The sequence below is a fragment of the Falsiroseomonas sp. genome (genome assembly GCF_041690465.1).
Classification (GTDB): domain Bacteria; phylum Pseudomonadota; class Alphaproteobacteria; order Acetobacterales; family Acetobacteraceae; genus Falsiroseomonas.
On sequence record NZ_JAWLHG010000002.1, the window covers coordinates 137,594 to 154,968 of the forward strand.

15 protein-coding genes are annotated in these 17,375 nt (G+C 70.2%); 8 read left to right on the forward strand and 7 right to left on the reverse strand.

Translation table 11 applies throughout. From position 1 onward, the window contains the following. Positions 1-85 precede the first annotated feature (85 nt). The 6 genes from ACESM1_RS02805 to ACESM1_RS02830 form a co-directional block, all read right to left on the reverse strand. Positions 86-3,106, reverse strand: a complete 3,021-nt coding sequence (locus tag ACESM1_RS02805) for a peptidoglycan -binding protein (protein ID WP_372617520.1) — start codon at positions 3,104-3,106, stop codon at positions 86-88. A gap of 92 nt (positions 3,107-3,198) precedes the next feature. After that, entirely contained in the window at positions 3,199-4,338 is a 1,140-nt protein-coding gene (locus ACESM1_RS02810) for a flagellar motor protein MotA (protein ID WP_372617522.1), read from the reverse strand. 9 nt (positions 4,339-4,347) lie between these two features. Beyond that, on the reverse strand, positions 4,348-4,767 hold the full coding sequence (locus ACESM1_RS02815) for an OmpA family protein (RefSeq protein WP_372617523.1): 420 nt from the start codon (positions 4,765-4,767) through the stop codon (positions 4,348-4,350). 132 nt (positions 4,768-4,899) lie between these two features. Further along, on the reverse strand, positions 4,900-5,769 hold the full coding sequence (locus ACESM1_RS02820; RefSeq protein ID WP_372617525.1) for an inositol monophosphatase family protein: 870 nt from the start codon (positions 5,767-5,769) through the stop codon (positions 4,900-4,902). A gap of 253 nt (positions 5,770-6,022) precedes the next feature. Then, the gene (gene efp, locus ACESM1_RS02825) at positions 6,023-6,592 is read right to left on the reverse strand and encodes an elongation factor P (RefSeq protein ID WP_372617527.1); all 570 of its coding nucleotides are present in this window, start codon (positions 6,590-6,592) and stop codon (positions 6,023-6,025) included. 112 nt (positions 6,593-6,704) lie between these two features. Continuing rightward, the gene (locus ACESM1_RS02830; protein ID WP_372617529.1) at positions 6,705-8,630 is read right to left on the reverse strand and encodes an RNA-directed DNA polymerase; all 1,926 of its coding nucleotides are present in this window, start codon (positions 8,628-8,630) and stop codon (positions 6,705-6,707) included. Positions 8,631-8,760: 130 nt separating this feature from the next. On the opposite strand from ACESM1_RS02830, the gene ACESM1_RS02835 reads away from it, so the two are divergent. Beyond that, complete coding sequence (locus ACESM1_RS02835; RefSeq protein ID WP_372617531.1) at positions 8,761-9,414, forward strand: glutathione S-transferase family protein; 654 nt, start codon at positions 8,761-8,763, stop codon at positions 9,412-9,414. A 313-nt stretch (positions 9,415-9,727) separates the two neighbouring features. Further along, positions 9,728-10,270, forward strand: coding sequence for a carboxymuconolactone decarboxylase family protein (locus ACESM1_RS02840; protein ID WP_372617533.1), 543 nt, complete (start codon positions 9,728-9,730; stop codon positions 10,268-10,270). Here the strand turns inward: ACESM1_RS02840 and ACESM1_RS02845 are convergent. Then, entirely contained in the window at positions 10,228-11,049 is an 822-nt protein-coding gene (locus ACESM1_RS02845; protein ID WP_372617535.1) for a hydroxypyruvate isomerase family protein, read from the reverse strand. The two genes, ACESM1_RS02840 and ACESM1_RS02845, sit on opposite strands and share 43 nt — an antisense overlap. 78 nt (positions 11,050-11,127) lie before the next feature. Here ACESM1_RS02845 and ilvD point away from each other — a divergent pair, with 78 nt between their 5' ends. From ilvD to ACESM1_RS02875, 6 genes are read left to right on the forward strand one after another with little or no spacing between them, the layout of a single operon-like run. After that, the gene (gene ilvD / locus ACESM1_RS02850) at positions 11,128-12,846 is read left to right on the forward strand and encodes a dihydroxy-acid dehydratase (RefSeq protein WP_372617536.1); all 1,719 of its coding nucleotides are present in this window, start codon (positions 11,128-11,130) and stop codon (positions 12,844-12,846) included. Then, positions 12,843-13,733, forward strand: coding sequence for an NAD(P)-dependent oxidoreductase (locus ACESM1_RS02855; RefSeq protein WP_372617538.1), 891 nt, complete (start codon positions 12,843-12,845; stop codon positions 13,731-13,733). The genes ilvD and ACESM1_RS02855 overlap by 4 nt, the downstream gene beginning before the upstream one ends. After that, entirely contained in the window at positions 13,730-14,782 is a 1,053-nt protein-coding gene (locus ACESM1_RS02860; protein WP_372617539.1) for a TRAP transporter substrate-binding protein, read from the forward strand. The genes ACESM1_RS02855 and ACESM1_RS02860 overlap by 4 nt, the downstream gene beginning before the upstream one ends. After that, positions 14,779-15,267: a TRAP transporter small permease gene (locus ACESM1_RS02865; RefSeq protein WP_372617541.1), complete on the forward strand. Its 489-nt coding sequence runs from the start codon at positions 14,779-14,781 to the stop codon at positions 15,265-15,267. Before ACESM1_RS02860 ends, ACESM1_RS02865 begins: the two co-directional genes overlap by 4 nt. Then, on the forward strand, positions 15,267-16,571 hold the full coding sequence (locus ACESM1_RS02870; protein ID WP_372617543.1) for a TRAP transporter large permease: 1,305 nt from the start codon (positions 15,267-15,269) through the stop codon (positions 16,569-16,571). The genes ACESM1_RS02865 and ACESM1_RS02870 overlap by 1 nt, the downstream gene beginning before the upstream one ends. Next, positions 16,572-17,309 carry an SDR family NAD(P)-dependent oxidoreductase gene (locus ACESM1_RS02875; protein ID WP_372617545.1) on the forward strand — a complete coding sequence of 246 codons (738 nt, stop codon included), beginning with the start codon at positions 16,572-16,574 and terminating at the stop codon, positions 17,307-17,309. It abuts the gene before it with no gap. Positions 17,310-17,375 lie beyond the last annotated feature (66 nt).

Below are 17,375 nucleotides of genomic sequence, written 5' to 3' on the forward strand. Positions count from 1 at the left end.
GGACGGGCTGGAACGGCCCCATCTTGTGCCGGGGAATCGGCCCTTCCGCCACTGGTGCGTGCCCGCTGGCGCGCGACCAGCAGGCTCAGCGCGCCACCACCTCCACCGGCAGAACCCGCGCCGCCACGCGCCGCCCGGCCTGCCGCGCCACCGCCAGCGCCGGGCGCAGCGCATTGACGAAATCCTCGACGCTCTCGCTTTCCGGCCGCGGCTGGGAAAACAGCGGACCCTCGGAGGCGATCGCCACCACCAGGTCGGTCCCGAAGGGTTCGTCCACCGCCCAGCCGGCGAAGCCCTCGCGCGGTTCGCCGAGGCGCAGCCCGGCGCCCGCCGCCTGCCGGTCCAGCCGCCGCAGCTGTACCACCTGGCCGTCATTGGCGACGAAGGCGAGCAGCAGATGCGCCGGCCAGTCGGGCAGGCCAAGATCCACTTGCAGCAGGCTGCCCTGGGTCAGCGGCGCATCGCCGACCAGGTCGAGCCGCAACCCGCCCGGCTCGGTCGGCCGCAGCGCCTCCAGCAGGCCGCAATAGGGCGCCTCGAACTCGGCGACGGCCAGGACCGGCTGCGTGCCGGCCGGCAGCGCGCCGCCCCGCAGCGCGCCGAGCAGCCGGGCTTCCGTGCCGCGCCGGCCGACGCCGCTGACCACCGCCGCACCGCCCGGGCCCGCCGCCACCTGCAGCCGGGCGCAATCCAACCCACGCGCGGCCTCGCGGAGGCTGGCCAAGGTGGCGGCGGGCGTGGCGGCGGGCGTGGCGGCGGGGGCAGGGCTGGATGCGGGGGAGGGCGCCTGGGCGGGCTCGGGCGGCGCCGGCGCCGGCGCGGCCTCGAGCCGCAGCTCGATGCGGCGGTTGCGCGCATAGGCCTCGGGCGTGTCGCGCTCATCCAGCGGCTGGGTGTCGCCGAAGGCGGCCGCGGCGACCCGGTTGCGCGGCAAGCCCTCCTGGATCAGCAGCTGCGCCACCGCGATGGAGCGTGCGGCCGAGAGCTCCCAGTTGTTGGCGAAGCGGCCGCCGCCGCGGATCGGGCTGCGGTCGGCATGGCCGTCCACCCGCAGCACCCAGTTCAGGTCCTGCGGGAATTGCCGCGCGATCTCCAGCAGCACCTGCGCCAGGTCGCGGATCTGCTGCTGGCCGGCCGGCGAGAGCTCCGCGCTGCCCACCGGGAACAGCACCTCGGACTGGAAGACGAAGCGGTCGCCGACGATGCGCACCTCCGGCCGCTCGCCCAGCACGCGCCTGAGCCGGCCGAAGAAGTCCGAGCGGTAGCTCTGCAGCTCCTCCACCCGCGCCGCCAGCGCCGCATTCAGCCGCTGGCCGAGGAGGGCGATCTGCGCGTCCCGCTCCTGCGTGCCGGCCTCGGCAAGGTCGAGCGCTGCCGAAAGCCGCGAGATCTCCGAGCGCAGCTCCGCCAGCTGCCGGTTCAGCAGCGCCACCTGCGCGCGCGCGCTTTCCGAGAGCCGCCCGAACTCGCCCGCGCGCGCCTCCGCGGCCTGGCGGCGGCGTTCCTCCTCGGCGGCGCGGGCGGTGGCATCGGCGGCGAGCGTCGCCGCCGCCTGGCGCTGGCGCGCCGCCTCGGCGGCCTCGCGCTCGGCCTGGGTGGCCCGCCCGGTGGCCTCGGCGACCAACGCCTCGGCCGCGGCGCGGGCCTGTTCGGCGGCGCTCTGCAACTGTTCGGCCGCGCCGGCGCGGGCCAGCGCCTCGGCGGCGTTGCGTTCCAGCTGGTCGCGCAGCGCCTCCAGCGCCTGCACCTGCTGGCTGAGCGCCGCGATGTCCGACAGCCGCGCCTCGATCGTCGCGCGGTCGGCCTGCACCGTGCGGTCGAGCCGCGCCGCCTCGTCGCGCAGCGCCGCGAGGTCGCGCCGCGCGCCCTCCAGCGATTGCCGCGCCGCCGCCAGGTCGCGCGCCAGCGCCGCGGCTTCCTGCCGCCGCGCTTCCAGCTCCTGCCGGGTGAGGTCGCGTTCCTGCGTCGCGGCATCGCGCGCGGTGCGGGTCTGGCCGAGCTCCTGCTCCAGCGCATCGCGCGCCTGGCGCAGCGCGGCGAGGTCGCGGGCCAGCCTCGCCGCTTCCTGCCGGCGTTCTTCCAGCTCCTGCCGGGTGAGGTCGCGTTCCTGCGTCGCGGCATCGCGCGCGGTGCGGGTCTGGCCGAGTTCCTGTTGCAGCGCATCGCGTGCCTCCCGCAGCGCGGCGAGGTCGCGTGCCAGCGTGGCGGCTTCCTGCCGACGCGCTTCCAGCTCCTGCCGGGTCAGGTCGCGTTCCTGCGCGGCGGTGTCGCGCGCGCTGCGCGTCTCGGCCAGGTCGCGCGTCAGCGCCTGCGCCTGCGCCTGGCTTTCCGCCAGAAGCTGCGCCGTCGCCTGCTGGCGCTGCTGCAGCGCGGCGAGGTCGCGGTCCAGCGCCTGCCCGCGTTCCAGCGCCGTCGCCAGCTCCCGCTCGCGCGCCGCCAGCAGTTGCTCCCGCGCCGCCAGCGCCTGCCGTTCGGTCTCGAGGTCGCGGCCGAGTGCCGTCACCTGCTCCTGCGCGCCTTGCAGGTTGCGCCGGGTGGCTTCCAGCGCCGCGCGCTCGGCCGCCAGCAGGCGCTGCGCCTCGGTCAGGGTGCCCGCGGTGCGCGCGGCGTCGGTGCCGACCGCCTCGACGCGCGCCTGCGCCTCCGCCAGCCGCGATTCCAGCTCCACGATCCGCGCCGCGCCGCCGCGCGAGGCGGCTTCCAGGTCGGCGATGCGCGCCGCCAGCCGGTCACGCTCCCCGCGCGTGCTGTCGCGGTCGGCGGCCAGCCGGTCGCGCTCGTCGCGCAGCAGGGAGAGGCTGCGCTGCGCCTCGTCGCGCGCGGTGGTGGCGGCGCGCAGTTCCTCGCCGGCCCGGCCGAGCGCGGTGCGCAGCTCCTCCGCCTGCCCGCGTTCCAGCGACAGCAGCTCGCCGAGTTCCGCCACCTGCCGGTTGAGCCTGTCCAGCGCCCGGTCGCGCGAGGACAGCGCGACGGAGAGGAAGCCCTGCGACAGCACGAACACCAGCAGGACGAAGATGATGACCATGAGCAGCGTGGACAGCGCGTCCACATAGCCCGGCCATGCATCGATCCCCCCGCGGTCCCGCCTGCCGCGCCCGATCGCCATCGGTCAGCCAGCCAGCTTGTGACGCACGCGATTCAGACCTCCGGCGCTCGCGGCTTGCCGCCGCTGCGCCCTGCGGTCATCGCGTGCGGGCATCACTGCCGCGGCTCTTCCGCCAGCGCCGCGATGGTCCGTGCGAGCACCTTGATCTCGTTGCGGATCTCCGTCGTCGCCTGCATCCGCCCCTGCGTCATCTCCTCCAGGATCCGCGCCAGGTAGAGCTCGAGGTTGCGGATATGCGCCCGCGTCGCATCGTCGATCGCCCCGCTGCCGGCGGCATCCGCCATCCGTGCGAGGGTGGGTTGCAGCTGCGCCTGCGCCTCCGCCATGCGGCTCATCAGCACCTGCGCCGCGCGCATCTGGTCGGCCAGCACCGAGAGCCGCTCGGTCAGCGTCATCAGCGCCTGGTTGCCCGTCGCGCGGCCTTCCTCGTTGCGCGCCATCACGCGCTGCAACTCGTCCATGTTCTCCGCCGACTGCTCCAGCAGCGCCTGGACATAGGCGGGCATCGAGCCCTCGCCATCCTGCCCGAGCGCGCCCGACGAAAGCCGCGTCGCCCCCGCCAGCCAATCTTCCAGCTCGCCGTAGAAGCGGTTCTGCGCCTGCCCCGCCTGCAGGTCCATGAACCCCAGCACCAGCGCCCCCGCCAGGCCGAGCATCGATGAGGAGAACGCCACCGACATCCCCCGCAGCGGGTCCGCCAGCCCCGCCTTCAGCTGGTTGAACAGCGCGTTGATGTCGCCGGTGCCCACCGACATGTTGTTGATCACCTCGGACACGCTGCCGATCGTCAGCAGCAGCCCCCAGAAGGTGCCGAGCAGGCCGAGGAAGATCAGCAGCCCCGTCGCATAGCGCGACATCTCCCGCGTCTCATCGAGGCGCGAGGCGATGCCGTCCAGCACGCTGCGCATCGCCATGGCCGAGAGCGAAAGCCGTTCCGACCGCCGGCTCGACAGCATGCTCGCCATCGGCGCCAGCAGCCGTGGCGGCTTGCCCGGCGGCGCCCCCGGCTTCGGGTTGCGGAACGCCTCGATCCATTCGACCTCGCGCGTCAGCACCAGCACCTGGCGGATGTTCCACGCGATGCCGAGCAGCAGCACGAGGACGATCACGCCGTTCAGCATCACATTCGCCGCGAACGCCCGCGCCAGCTCGCCCGAGAGCAGCCCGACCAGCACCGCCACCGCGGTGAGGAAGGCGAGCATCCGCCAGAGGAACAGGGTGGGGCTGGTCATGCGCGCGCCTTATCTCGACTGGCCGCTGCGCGGCGCCTCTGGGGGGAGGATGTCCGCCGCGTCCAGCGCCGCCTCCGTGCGGCCGAGCGGGCGCACATCCACCCGCGTGCTGGCAAGCCCCGCCTCCGCCAGCGCCGCCCGCACCGCATTGGCACGCGCCAGCGAAAGCCGGCGCGCCGCGGAGGCATCGTTCGCCGGCCCGCTCGCCTGGCCTTCCACCGTGATGCGCCCGCTGCCCGCCGGCTGCCGCGCCAGCTCCCGCGCCAGCTCCGCCAGCGCCGCCTCGGCGCCCGGCGGCAGCCGCGTCTCGCCCCGAGGAAACACCAGCCGCCAGCCGCCCCGCGGCAGCACGGCGAGCGGCCCCCCGGCCCGCACCGGAACGGCGAGGGCAGACAGCGGCAGCGCAACGAGACTCCGGCGACGGATCATCGCCGGGCAACCTACAGCAGTACCGGACCGCCCGGAACGCCCGATGCGAAACGTCCACAGGCGAAGTTCCCGCCCGCGAAGCCCTTGAATCCGCTGCCCGCCGAATCGACCGCCGGCACCGCCGCCGCGCCGCTACTCCCGCTGCGCCGCGCGCGCGGCCTCGGCGGCGGCGATGCCCTCGGCCACCACCTCGCGCAGCTTCGGCTGCAGCGCCGGATTGCCGCAGACGACATGCCCGGCCTCATAGAACCCCTCGCCGCCCGCCGGATCGGTGACGATCCCCCCGGCCTCCCGCACCATCACCAGCCCCGCCGCGATGTCCCAGCGATGCAGCCCCAGCTCCCAGTAGCCATCGTACCGCCCCGCCGCCACCCAGGCGAGGTCGAGCGCCGCCGAGCCGAACCGCCGGATGCCAGCCACCTGCGGCATCAGCTTCGCCAGCGTCATGCTGAACTCCACCTTGCGCTGCACCTTGGCGAAGGGGATGCCGGTGGCGAACACCGCGTTCACCATCTCCCGCCGGCCGGAGACGCGCAGCCGCCGGTCGTTGAGGAAGGCGCCCATGCCCTTCTCCGCCCAGAACAGCTCGTTCGCCGCCGGGTTGTAGATGCACCCCGCGACCAGCTCCGTCTTGTCCTCCGCGATGCGCTTCTCGACACCGACCGAAATCGCCCAATGCGGGATGCCGTGCAGGAAGTTCGTGGTCCCGTCGAGCGGATCCACCACCCAGCGCCATTCCCACGCGCCATCCGCCGCGCCCGCCCCCTCCGTCTGCCCGCCCTCCTCGCCGAGGAAGGCCCAGCCCGGCCTTGCCCTGGCGAGTTCCTCCTTCAGCGTCTGCTCGGCCCGGAGGTCCGCCTGGGAGACGAAATCCCCCGGCCCCTTGGACGAGACCTGGAGGTTCTCGACCTCCCCGAAATCGCGGAGCAGGCGACGCCCCGCCTTCTGCACCGCCTGGTGCAGCACGTTCATGGCAGGCGAAAGACGCGGCGAGACGGCCATGGGATGGGCTGGTCCTGAAAGAGCGAAGGCCGGAGGCATGCCGCCGCCGGCCTGGGAACACAATGGAAGAGTGGGGGGGGGGGGCCCCGCGCCCCGCCGGGGACCCGCTGGTCCCCGGACCCCTGCATCCGTGGGCGCCATGGAGAGGGGGGCACCCGCGCAGGGCGACCTCTGGGCGAGACACGACAGCGCGTGGGCGCCTGGGCCAAGGCCGGCGGATGCCGGCCGCCCGGCGCCTGAGGCGCGAAGGGCGTCAGCCCTTCGCGCGCTCGTAGTACGAGGAGTCTTCCGTCTTCACCACGATCCGCTCGCCCACGGTGATGAACGGCGGCACCATCACCTTCACCCCGTTCGACAGCACCGCCGGCTTGTAGGAGCTGGCCGCCGTCTGCCCCTTCACCACCGGATCGGCCTCGACCACTTCCAGCGTGACCGTCTCCGGGATGTCCATCGCGACCGGATCGCCCTCGATCAGCCGGACGCTGACGGTCATGTTCTCCTGCAGGAAGGGCAGGCGGTCGCCGAGGATCTCCTTCGGCACCTGGGTCTGCTCGTAGGTCTGCGGGTCCATCAGCACCAGCATGTCGCCGTCGGCGTAGGAGAAGGTGAATTCCTTGTCCTCGGTGGTGAGGCGTTCCACCGTGTCCGCGGTGCGCCAGCGCTGGTCCTTCTTTGCGCCGGACTTGATGTTGCGCATCTCCACCTGGATCACGGCCGCGCCCTTGCCGGGGATCATGATGTTCTGCTTGAGGATGGTGTAGCGCTGGCCTTCGAACTCGATGACCATGCCGGCACGCATCTGGTTGGCCTGCATCTTCGCCATGGGGGCGGGTGTCCTAGCGTCGGTCGTTGTGCGGAGTGGGGCGCGGATACAACGAGGGGGAGGGGAGGGCAAGGCGGAGCGCGCCGAATGGGGAAGAGGGAAGGACGCCGCCCTATGGACCGGGTGCGGCGGAGCTTGGCGTAGGCGCTGCCGTTGAACTGGCCGAGGTGCGAGCCGGCGCTGCGATAATAATCGGAATACTTGGTGTAAGCGGCGCGATACCGAACTCTCTGTCCCAGATGTGCAAAATTCGCTCGTGAGCGGTATGCGCCTTAATCGTACGCCCAATCTTTTCTCTCTGTGCGCTGGAGCAGTTTGGGGACCTAGCGCACGCAAGCGCTATTAGAAACCGCTCAATGCCATAACCGCTACGCAACGATGTCGGGACAACATAACCCTTGATGTGGTTATTGCCGAGGGCTTCTGAGTCGATCAGGGCAAGATTTTGCAGAATGGACGAAGAGGCGTTACTATACTTTTTCCTTAATAGCTGATCAAGATCTTGCCTCTCCAACGCCGAAGGAGGGAGGGCGGCGAGAGCGCCAGCTACTTGGCGCACTACGAAATCTATATGTCCGAAGTGTTTGAGGCCGCTTACGCAAGAGCGATGTAACATGTGGGAATCTTCGTACAGAATAGTATAACGCAGACTTCCTATAAAGTAGGCTGGGCTGCGCAAGATGGCCGACGGTGTGCATAGTCTTTGCACGGCGTGTCGGAATGTACTGACTCTGCGGAGACCGACATTCGTCCAGTCGCTTATCACACTCCAAGCCAAGAAAATTGAGGCGTCACATCGCTGCGCAGGAGAATGGAGGAAATCGAATATTATCTTCAGCTGCGATGGCGCATACCCCATCTGAACCATATTTTGGAATATTGCTGGACGTAAATAAGAATTCTCACGAAGGAGTTTCGCCGACCGGCCGTCTCCCAGATGCACATTGCGATTTGTCAAAAGTCTAATCGCGCGCGCGCAGACTTTGTCCCAGTGACCGCGCCGTTCCTTTTCCATTCGGTCGATGAGTTTTTTCACGGCTATCGTCTGAGACGGCGATAGCCTGCGCGACCCTTCAAGGCGCTCCAGCTGAGCGTTCGCTGAGTACTGGAAGTATCTGTGAGCCTCCTTAGCGGAAAGGATTTTAGTTTTCGAGAGATTTAGGCGGCATCCGCGCGCATACAATAAGTCATCAAGCTGCCCAAGGATGTGTTTCATTTGTTCTTTATTGCTGCCGGGGAAAGAAATATCATCGACCCATCGCAGGAAAAGGCCTTTATTGGCAGACTGTAAGAAGGCATCGATTTCGTATAAATAAACGTGTGCGAATAGGCGGGGCGCATCAAAATTTACTTGAGTAAGTCCGATGTGGCGCCGCGGTAGGTAGTCTGGAACCCATGTAAGTGCGTTGAACGCTTCAATAACAAGATCGAGAACTACCTCGCTGACTTGAGATCTTTTGTTTCTGTATACCGATGAAACGATGTTTCTAAGTTGATCAAGTCGAATACTATCAAAATAATTGGTTATATCAGTAATTGCGATGTAATCGTGCGAGGAAACGACCAATTCTCGCTTCTTAGAAAAGCGCTTCCAGGCGATGAACCAGGGGTATATTGGATCTTCGCGCGCCAATGCGAAATCAGTCTTCGGGGCGCTGTGAGATCGACTAAAAAATGAATTTGTAGATGGCTGCCTCGCTAGTAGATCTGGCGCCATGAACTCGACGATAGCTTGAAGGAAAACTGCATCTCGCACTGATGGAATCAGAACATGACGACATACGCCATTGCTTTTTTCTTGCGTATATATGTAGCCTTGGCTTGGAGTATACCGCCCATTGACAATATCTGCCTGAAGTAGCGCAAATTCTACTCTGCGTAAATTATTTATATCGTTGTAATCATGTAGATCGTCGATAATTTGCTTGCGGAGCCCCTTCTTGACGTATTTCGACCAGACAGTTTCCAGTGCCTGGTCGCTGAATACCTTTTTGAGAGTGCCGGCTCGTCGGGTGAGACGCCAAGTGTGTTGTGTCATCGAGAACGGCCAGAAGCCCCCAGTCCTACACTGCGTTTCCACTATGCACGGGGACCGCTAGTAGCTCTAGGGTGGTGTCGTGGCACTGCTTCAACGCTAGACACACCCCGCAGCACGCCGAGGCCCCCCCATGCCGCTCACGCTGCACTACCTCTCCGGCTCCCCCTACACTTGGCGCGTCCACATGGCGCTGGCGCACAAGCGCATCCCCCACGTGCTCCGCCCCATGTCCTACGATGCCGGCGACTTCCGCAGCCCGGACTTCGCCGCCCTCAACCCCCGCCGTCGCGTGCCCGTCATCACGGAAGACGACTTCACCCTCTACGAATCCGCCGCCATCCTCGAATACCTCGAGGACATCGCCCCCGACCCGCCGCTCCTCGCCGCCGATCCGCGCCGCCGCGCCATCCAGCGCCGCATGGTCCGGGAGGCCGACCAGTACGTCGCCACCCACCTCGAACACCTGGTCGAATCCGTCCTCTTCACCCCGCCCGACCAGCGCGACCCCCATGCCATCGCCGCCGCCCAATCCTGCCTGCGCGCCGAGCTCGCCCTGTGGGAGACGCTGATCGAGGGCGAATTCCTCGCCGGCACCCTCTCCGCCGCCGACCTCACCCTCTTCCCGCTGATCGCCCTCGCCCGCCGCATCGCCGCCCGCAACCCCGGCCTGGTCGAGGGCGAGCTCACCGGCCCGCGCCTCGCCGACTGGATGGCGCGCATGGAGGCCCTGCCGCTCGTCCGCGCCACCTGGCCGCCCCATTGGGGCCCGCCCCCCGGCACCTGACCGCGCCCCGCGCCGCATCGCGCTGGACACGCGCACTCCATCCCGGCTACGTTAGGAATATGTGCCTCTCGCCCCGGCGGGCACGCGCTCTTTCAGCCTGTCCATCCGCCCCCACGCCCACCGCGGCCAAGGCGCCCGCATTCCCCGACCCCTCGGCCGGTGAATTCCGCCGCCCCGCCATTCCCCGACCGCCAGGTCACCCCATCCGGGAAGGCGGCAATTTGTCCGAAACGCGCACTGCGCGCCTCCTTCCCGTAACACGGCTGGAAGCCGCCGCCCGCCGTGGCACAGTGCCGCCCCGGAGGAGCAAGCCATGGCACGACTGACCTATCGCAGCGCGGAGGAGCTCGACCCCGCGGATCGCGAGCTGCTGGCGCGGCCCGTCCATCTCTACCGCGCCATGGTGAACAGCCCCGGCATCACCCGCGCCTTCCTCGGCCTCGCCAACCACATCCGCCACGACAGCCGGCTCGATCCGCGGCTGCGCGAGCTGGCCATCCTGCAGGTCGCCTGGACCGCCCGCTCCGCCTATGAATGGTCGCACCACGTGCGCATCGGCCGGCAGTTCGGCGTCTCCGATGCCGATCTGCGCGCCATCGTCGCCGGCGCGCCCGACCGGCTGGACCCGGCCGGCGCCGAGGTGCTCCGCGCCGCCGAGGCCATCACGCTCCGCGGCGACCTGCCGGACGAAGCCGTGGCCGCGCTGCGCCGCCATCTCGACGAGGCGGCGCTGACCGAGCTGCTGCTCATCGCCGCCTTCTATGTCGGCCTCTCCCGCTTCCTGACCGTCGCCCGCATCGAGGTCGAGCCGGACTACATGGCCGAGCTGCGCGAATTCCCGCTGCCGGCGCCCTGAATCGCGGCGCGCAGCCGGGGCAGCCAGCCCAGCCCGTCCTGCGTGCGGCCCGCCGGGCGATACTCCGCCGCCAGCCAATCCGCGTAGCCGGCCCGTGCCAGCGCCGCGAGGGCGCCGGCGAAGTCGATCCCGCCCGTGAACGGCTCGTGCCGCCCCGGCGTGTCGGCGAACTGCACATGGCCGATCAGCCCGCCCGCCTCGGCGATCGCCGCCCCCAGGTCGGGCTCGGTGCGTGCCATGTGGTAGAGGTCGAACTGCACGCCGAGGCCGGGATGCCCCGCCTCCCGCACCGCACGGACCGCCGGCGCCAGCCTGTCGAGGAAGAAGCCCGGCACGTCATGCGGGTTCACCGGCTCGACCATCACGCGGATGCCGGACGGCGCCAGGCACTCGGCCGCGTGGCGCAGGTTCCCGACCAGCGCGGCATGGCAGGCCGCGGGATCGGCCGCCGGGCCCGGCCGCCCCGCCAGCACGTTCACCCGCCGCACCCCCAGCGCCCGCGCATAGGGGATGCAGCGCGCGACCGCCGCGCGGAACTCGGCCCGCCGGCCCGGCAGCGCGCCCAGGCCCACATCCCCCGCCGCCAGGTCGCCGGCCGGGACGTTGATCAGCACCACCGGCATGCCGGCGGCGCGCGCCGCCGCGGCCAGCGCCTCGGCCTCGTGCTCGTAGGGAAACTGGATCTCCACCCCGTCGAACCCGGCCTCGCGCGCGGCCGCGAAGCGCTGCGGCAGCGCCAGCTCCGTGAACAGCATGGAGATGTTCGCCGCGATCCGCATCGCTCCCCCCCGATTTTGCCAGCGCAGGATCTGCTCTAGGGTATCCCCGTTCCAGTGCAATCCGCGGGAGGGCGTCGGTTGTCGGCAGAGGGCGCGCGGCCGTGGCGGTCGCGGATCACCACGGACGGGCTGGACCGCACGCCGCATCGCGCCTTCCTGCGCGCCATGGGCCTCGACGACGAAGCCATCGCCAGGCCGATGGTCGGCGTGGTCTCCATGAAGGGCGAGACGACGCCCTGCAACATGAGCCATGGCTGGCAGGCCGAGGCGGCGAAGCAGGGCATCGCCGAAGCCGGCGGCACGCCCCGCGAGTTCACCACCATCTCCGCCTCCGACGGGCTCGGCATGGCGCATGAGGGCATGAAGTTCTCCCTCGTCTCGCGCGAGATCATCGCCGATTCGATCGAGGCCGTGGTGCACAACCACGCCCATGACGGCCTGGTCGGCTTCGGCGGCTGCGACAAGACGCTGCCCGGCGTGCTGATGGCCATGCTGCGCTGCGACGTCCCCTCCGTCTTCGTCTACGGCGGCAGCGCATTGCCGGGCCGCTGGCGCGGGAAGAGCGTCTCGGTGCTGGACGCCTATGAGGGCGTCGGCGCGGTCATGGCCGGCACCATGACGGAAGCCGAGCTGCGGGAGCTGGAGCTCGCCTGCAACCCCACCGTCGGCGCCTGCGCCGGCCAGTTCACCGCCAACACCATGGCGATGGTCGCCGAGGCCATCGGCATGGCGGTGCCCGGCTCCGCGATGATGCCGGCAGTGCATTCCCAGCGCGCCGCGCTCTGCCGCCGTGCCGGCGCGCTGGTGATGGCGATGATCGCCGGCAACGGCCCCACGCCGCGCCGGATCGTCACGCGCCAGGCGATCGAGAACGGTTGTGCCATTGTGGCGGCGACCGGCGGCTCCACCAACGCCGCGATGCATCTCTGCGCCATCGCCAACGAGGGCGGCATCCGCTTCACCATGGACGACGCCGCGGTGGTGATGGCGCGCACGCCACTGATCGGCAACCTCCGCCCCGGCGGCGCCTATCATGCTGCGGAGGTGCACGAGATCGGCGGCGCCGGCGTGGTGATCCGCGCGCTGATCGAGAGCGGCCATCTGCACGGCGACATCCTCGCCGTCACCGGCCGCACCCTGGCCGAGACCTACGCCGATGCGCCGGCGCCCGATGGCGAGGTCATCCGCCCGGTCGCGCGTGCCATCCTGCCCACCGGCGGCGTGGTGGTGCTGAAGGGCAATCTCTGCCCGGATGGTGCGCTGCTGAAGGTCGCCGGCCTGAAGAACACACTCTTCGAAGGCACTGCCCGCGTCTTCGACAGCGAGGGCGAGGCCGTCGCCTGCGTCGCCGCGCGTGGCTACCGCGCAGGCGAGGTGCTGATCGTGCGCTACGAAGGCCCGGTCGGCGGGCCGGGCATGCAGGAGATGCTGGGCCTCACCGCGCTGATCTACGGCCAGGGCATGGGCGAGCAGGTGGCATTGCTCACCGATGGCCGCTTCTCCGGCGCCACGCGCGGCATGTGCATCGGCTATGCGGCGCCGGAGGCCGCGGTGGGCGGCCCGCTGGCGCTGGTGAAGAATGGCGACCGCATTCGCATTGACGGCAGCGCGGGCAGCATCGCGCTGCTGGTGGACGAGGCGGAACTCGCCGCCCGCCGCGCCGCCTGGACGCCGCGCCCCACGCCGCATGTCTCCGGCGCGCTGGCGAAATACGCGAAGCTGGTCGGCCAGGCGAACGAAGGCGCGGTGACGCATCAGGGCGGCGGCCGCTTCCCGGATGGGCGGCAGGCACGATGAGCGATCAACTCGCCTATGTCGGCATGGGCCTGATGGGCCTGCCGATGGCGAAGCGCCTGCTTGCGGCGGGGCATCGCGTGGCGGTGTGGAACCGCACTGCCGCGAAATGCGCGCCGGCGGTGGAGGCGGGCGCGACGCTTGCTGGCAGCGCGGCGGAGGCAGCGCGCGGCGCGGCCATCGTGTTCATGTGCCTGACCGACACGAAGGCGGTGGAATCGGCGGTGTTCGGCAAGGACGGCATCGCCGAGGGAATCGCGCGCGACGCCGTGCTGGTGGATTTCTCCTCCATGGCGCCGGAGGCGACGCGCGACTTCGCCGCGCGATTGCTCGCCGAGCGCGGCGCGCATTGGCTCGATGCGCCGGTCTCCGGCGGCGTGCCGGGCGCGGAGGCGGGCACGCTCGCGGTGATGGCCGGCGGCGATGCCGCGGCCTTCGCGCGCGCCGAGCCCTATGTGCGCGCCATGGCGCAGCGCTTCACGCTGATGGGGCCTTCCGGCGCAGGGCAGACGACGAAGCTTTGCAACCAGGTGATCGTCGGCAGCCTGATGTGCGTGCTGGCGGAAGCGACGCGGCTCGCCACCAATGCCGGCATCGAGGCTGCGCGACTGCCGGAAGCGCTTGCCGGCGGCTGGGCGGATTCCAAGCCGATGCAGATCTGCGTGCCGCGCATGGTCAGCGGCACCTACGACCCGCCGCTCGGCCACGCCTATACCATGCTGAAGGACCTCGACACGGCGCGGCTGCTGGCCATGCAGAAGGGCAGCCCGCTGCCCATGGCCTCGCTGGCCGCCGAGACCTTTCGCATGTTGATCGCGCGCGAAGGCGAGGAGGCCGACGCGTTGCGCATCTTCACGCTGACCGAACCGCAGGGGAGAGAACAACCATGACCACCCGCCGCATGCTGATGGCCGGCACCGCCGCCGTGCTGGCGCTGCCCGCCCTCACCGGCCGCGCACAGGCGCAGACCAAGACGCTGCGCATCGGCAACTGGCTGCCCGGCCACCACCTGATCCCGCGCGGCATCATCGAGCCCTGGGCGCGCGCAATCGAGGCGGAAACTGGCGGCTCGCTGAAGTTCGAGATCATGTCCAGCGCGCTCGGCCCGCCGCCGCAGACCTTCGACCTGCTGCTCGATGGCGCCTTCGATGTCGGCTATGGCGTCTCGGGCCACAATCCCGGCCGCTTCACCATGACGCAGGTGATGGACCTGCCCTTCATGTCGCCCGACCCCTGGGCCGGCGCCGCGGCCGCCTGGCTCACCTACCAGCGCTACGGCTCGCGCTACAACGAGCATCGCGGCGCGCATGTCGCCGGCCTGTTCGTGCACTCCGTGCCCGCGCTGCACTGGCGCGGCGAGCCGATCACGAAGCTGGAGGACATGCAGGGCCGCCGCGTGCGCGTCGGCGGCAACGTCACGGGCCGCATCGTCACCGCGCTCGGCGGCACGCCGGTGCAGCTGCCGCCGACCGAGGCGCAGCAGGCGATGGCGCGCGGCGTGGCGGACGGCATCACCTTCCCGATCGAATCCATCGCCTTCTTCAACATCACGCCGGTGATCCGCTCCACCACGCTGATCCCGGGCGGCCTCTACACCGACACCTTCTGGGTCGCCTTCAACGAGCGGTCCTGGCAGGGGCTGACGGATGCGCAGCGCGCGGCGGTGGACAAGCATTCCGGCCTCGGCATCGCGCTGCAGTCCGGCTGGGCCTGGACCATGGGCGACCGCGTCGGCCAGCAGGGGCTGGAGGCGCGCAACGTGCGCTTCAACACCCTGCCCGAGGCGGAAGTGGCCAAGGCCAAGGACCTGCTCAAGGTGCTGGAGACCGAATGGCTGGCCGAGGCGCAGCGCAAGAACCTGCCCGGCCAGGAAATCCTCGACTACGCCCGCACCATGGCGCGGCTCTACACGGCGGAGCGGCGGGTGAACGTGCGGTGAGCTGGGCGGACCGCCTCTTCGCGGTGCTCGGCATCGTCGCCGGCGTGCTGGCGGCGGCGATGATGCTGGTCACCACGGTGGATGTCGGCGGCCGCACCTTTCTCAACCGGCCCCTGCACGGCGCCTTCGAGGCGACCGAGGTGATGATGGGGCTGATGGTCTTCCTCGCGCTGCCGCTGGCGACGCGGCGCCGCGAGCACATCACGGTGACGATGTTCGACCACCTCCTGCCGGAGTGGCTGAAGCGCGGCGCCGCGCTGCTGTTCGGCCTGGTCTGCGCCGGCCTCTGCGGGCTGCTGGCCTGGCGCGTCGGCCTCTATGGCGAGCGGCTGCTGAATGTCGGCGAGGTGACGCTGGAATTGCGCATACCGCGCGGCGGCATCGCCACCGCCATGTCCTGGCTGCTCTGGGTGGCGGCGCTCGCCTTCCTGCTGGACGGCATCGCCGCGCTGCGCGGCCGCGGCGCGGCGGCGCTGGGGGGCTGATGGGCGTCTGGGAAAGCGCGGGGCTCGGCTTCGCGGCGCTGTTCGGGCTGATGATGCTCGGCCTGCCGATCGCCTTCGCGATGCTGGCGGTCGGCACCGCGGGCCTGTGGCTGACCGTGGGCGAGCGCGCCACCTTCGGCATCATCGGCCAGATCCCCTTCACCGCGACCATGTCCTACGAGCTCTCCGTCGTGCCGATGTTCCTGCTGATGGGCGCGCTGGTGACGCGGGCGGGCATGTCGGAAGATCTCTACCGGCTCTGCCACGGCTTCCTCGGCCATCGGCGCGGCGGGCTGGCGATGGCCACCGTCGCGGCCTGCGGCGGCTTCGCGGCGGTCTCCGGCTCTTCCATCGCCACGGCGGCGACGATGGCGAAGGTGGCGATGCCGGAGATGCGGCGCTACCGCTACGCGGACGGGCTGGCGGCGGCCTCCATCGCGGCGGGCGGCACGCTCGGCATCCTCATCCCGCCTTCCGTCATCATGGTGCTGTACGGCATCGCCACCGGCACCGATATCGGCCGGCTGTTCATCGCCGGCATCGCACCGGGCATCGTGGCGATCCTGTTCTACCTGCTCGCCGTCGGCTGGGTGGTGCGGCGCAATCCGGCCGCCGGTCCGGCGGCGGAGGCAGTGCCCATGGGCCAGCGCTTTGCGCGGCTGCTGACCATCGGGCCGGTGCTGGCGCTGTTCGTGCTGATCATCGGCGGCATCTATGCCGGCATCTTCACGCCGACCGAAGCCGCCGGCGTGGGCGCGGCGGGCGCGCTGCTCTTCGCGCTGTGGCGGCGCAGCCTGACGCCGCGCCTGTTCCTCTCCTGCCTGCTGGAGACGGTGCGCACCACGGCGACGCTGTTCGTCGTGCTGATCGGCGCGCTGGTGTTCTCCAACTTCATGAACCTGATCGGCCTGCCGCGCGCGCTGGAGGAGCTGGTAACCGGTGCGGGCCTCCCGCCGCTGGCGGTGATCCTGCTGATCTTCGCGGTGTATCTGGTGCTCGGCTGCTTCATGGAGAGCCTGTCCATGATCCTGCTGACGGTGCCGGTGCTGTTCCCGGTGGTCAGCGCGCTGGGCTTCGATCCCGTGTGGTTCGGCGTCTTCGTGGTGATGGCGACGGAGCTCAGCCTGATCACGCCGCCGCTCGGCCTGAACCTCTTCGTGATCCAGGGCGTGATCCGCGACGTGCGGCTCTCCACGATCTATCGCGGCATCATCCCTTTCGTGGTCGCCGACATCGCGCGGGTCATCCTCATCATCGCGCTGCCCGGGCTGGTGCTGTTCCTGCCCAACCTGATGGGGGGCTGAATGCCGCGCCGCGCGCTGGTCACCGCCGCCGCGTCGGGCATCGGTCTTGCCATCGTGCGGGCGCTGCGCGCGGCCGGCTGGCAGGTGGTGCTGTCCGACCTGGCGGCGAGCGAGGGCGCTGCGCGCGCGGCGGAACTCGATGCCGAATGGGTCGCCTGCGACCTGCGCGATGCCACGCAGATCGAGGCGCTGGCCGTGGCGGCGGGCGACGTCTTCCTGCTCGTCAACAATGGCGGCATCGCCGGCCCGACGCTGCCGGTCGCCGCCATGCCGCCCGAGGCGTGGGAAGAGGTGCTGGCGGTGAACCTGACGGCGCCCTTCCTGCTCAGCCGCGCCGTGGTGCCGCGCATGCAGGCGGCGGGCGGTGGCGTGATCGTCAACATGGCCTCGGTCGCTGCGCGCATCGGCCATGCGGAGCGCAGCCCCTATGTCGCCTCGAAATGGGGCCTGCTCGGCCTGACGGCGACGCTGGCGCGCGAGGTCGGCGCGCAGGGCATCCGGGTGAACGCGATCCTGCCGGGGTCCGTGCGCGGCGCGCGCATCGAGGCGGTGCTCGCCGCCTATGCCGCGGCGAACGACCTCACGCCCGAGGCGGCAGAGGCGCGCTACCTCGCGCGCCAGGCGACCGGCCGCTTCGTGGAGCCGGAGGAGATCGCAGCGCTGGTATTGTTCCTCGCCTCCGACGCGGCGCGCTCCATCACCGGGCAGTTCCTCGGCGTGGATGGCGGCTTCCAGTAGCGGCGGCCGTGGTCACAACCGCGTGTACGCGCGGCGTGCTGCGGCATGACGTCGGGATGACATGCC

Bases quoted from the DNA above. Each gene is read 5' to 3' on its own strand.
- ACESM1_RS02805 (WP_372617520.1), bottom strand. From the start codon at position 3,106: ATGGCGATCGGGCGCGGCAGGCGGGACCGCGGGGGGATCGATGCATGG.
- ACESM1_RS02810 (WP_372617522.1), bottom strand. From the start codon at position 4,338: ATGACCAGCCCCACCCTGTTCCTCTGGCGGATGCTCGCCTTCCTCACC.
- ACESM1_RS02815 (WP_372617523.1), bottom strand. From the start codon at position 4,767: ATGATCCGTCGCCGGAGTCTCGTTGCGCTGCCGCTGTCTGCCCTCGCC.
- ACESM1_RS02820 (WP_372617525.1), bottom strand. From the start codon at position 5,769: ATGGCCGTCTCGCCGCGTCTTTCGCCTGCCATGAACGTGCTGCACCAG.
- efp (WP_372617527.1), bottom strand. From the start codon at position 6,592: ATGGCGAAGATGCAGGCCAACCAGATGCGTGCCGGCATGGTCATCGAG.
- ACESM1_RS02830 (WP_372617529.1), bottom strand. From the start codon at position 8,630: ATGACACAACACACTTGGCGTCTCACCCGACGAGCCGGCACTCTCAAA.
- ACESM1_RS02835 (WP_372617531.1), top strand. From the start codon at position 8,761: ATGCCGCTCACGCTGCACTACCTCTCCGGCTCCCCCTACACTTGGCGC.
- ACESM1_RS02840 (WP_372617533.1), top strand. From the start codon at position 9,728: ATGGCACGACTGACCTATCGCAGCGCGGAGGAGCTCGACCCCGCGGAT.
- ACESM1_RS02845 (WP_372617535.1), bottom strand. From the start codon at position 11,049: ATGCGGATCGCGGCGAACATCTCCATGCTGTTCACGGAGCTGGCGCTG.
- ACESM1_RS02855 (WP_372617538.1), top strand. From the start codon at position 12,843: ATGAGCGATCAACTCGCCTATGTCGGCATGGGCCTGATGGGCCTGCCG.
- ACESM1_RS02860 (WP_372617539.1), top strand. From the start codon at position 13,730: ATGACCACCCGCCGCATGCTGATGGCCGGCACCGCCGCCGTGCTGGCG.
- ACESM1_RS02870 (WP_372617543.1), top strand. From the start codon at position 15,267: ATGGGCGTCTGGGAAAGCGCGGGGCTCGGCTTCGCGGCGCTGTTCGGG.
- ACESM1_RS02875 (WP_372617545.1), top strand. From the start codon at position 16,572: ATGCCGCGCCGCGCGCTGGTCACCGCCGCCGCGTCGGGCATCGGTCTT.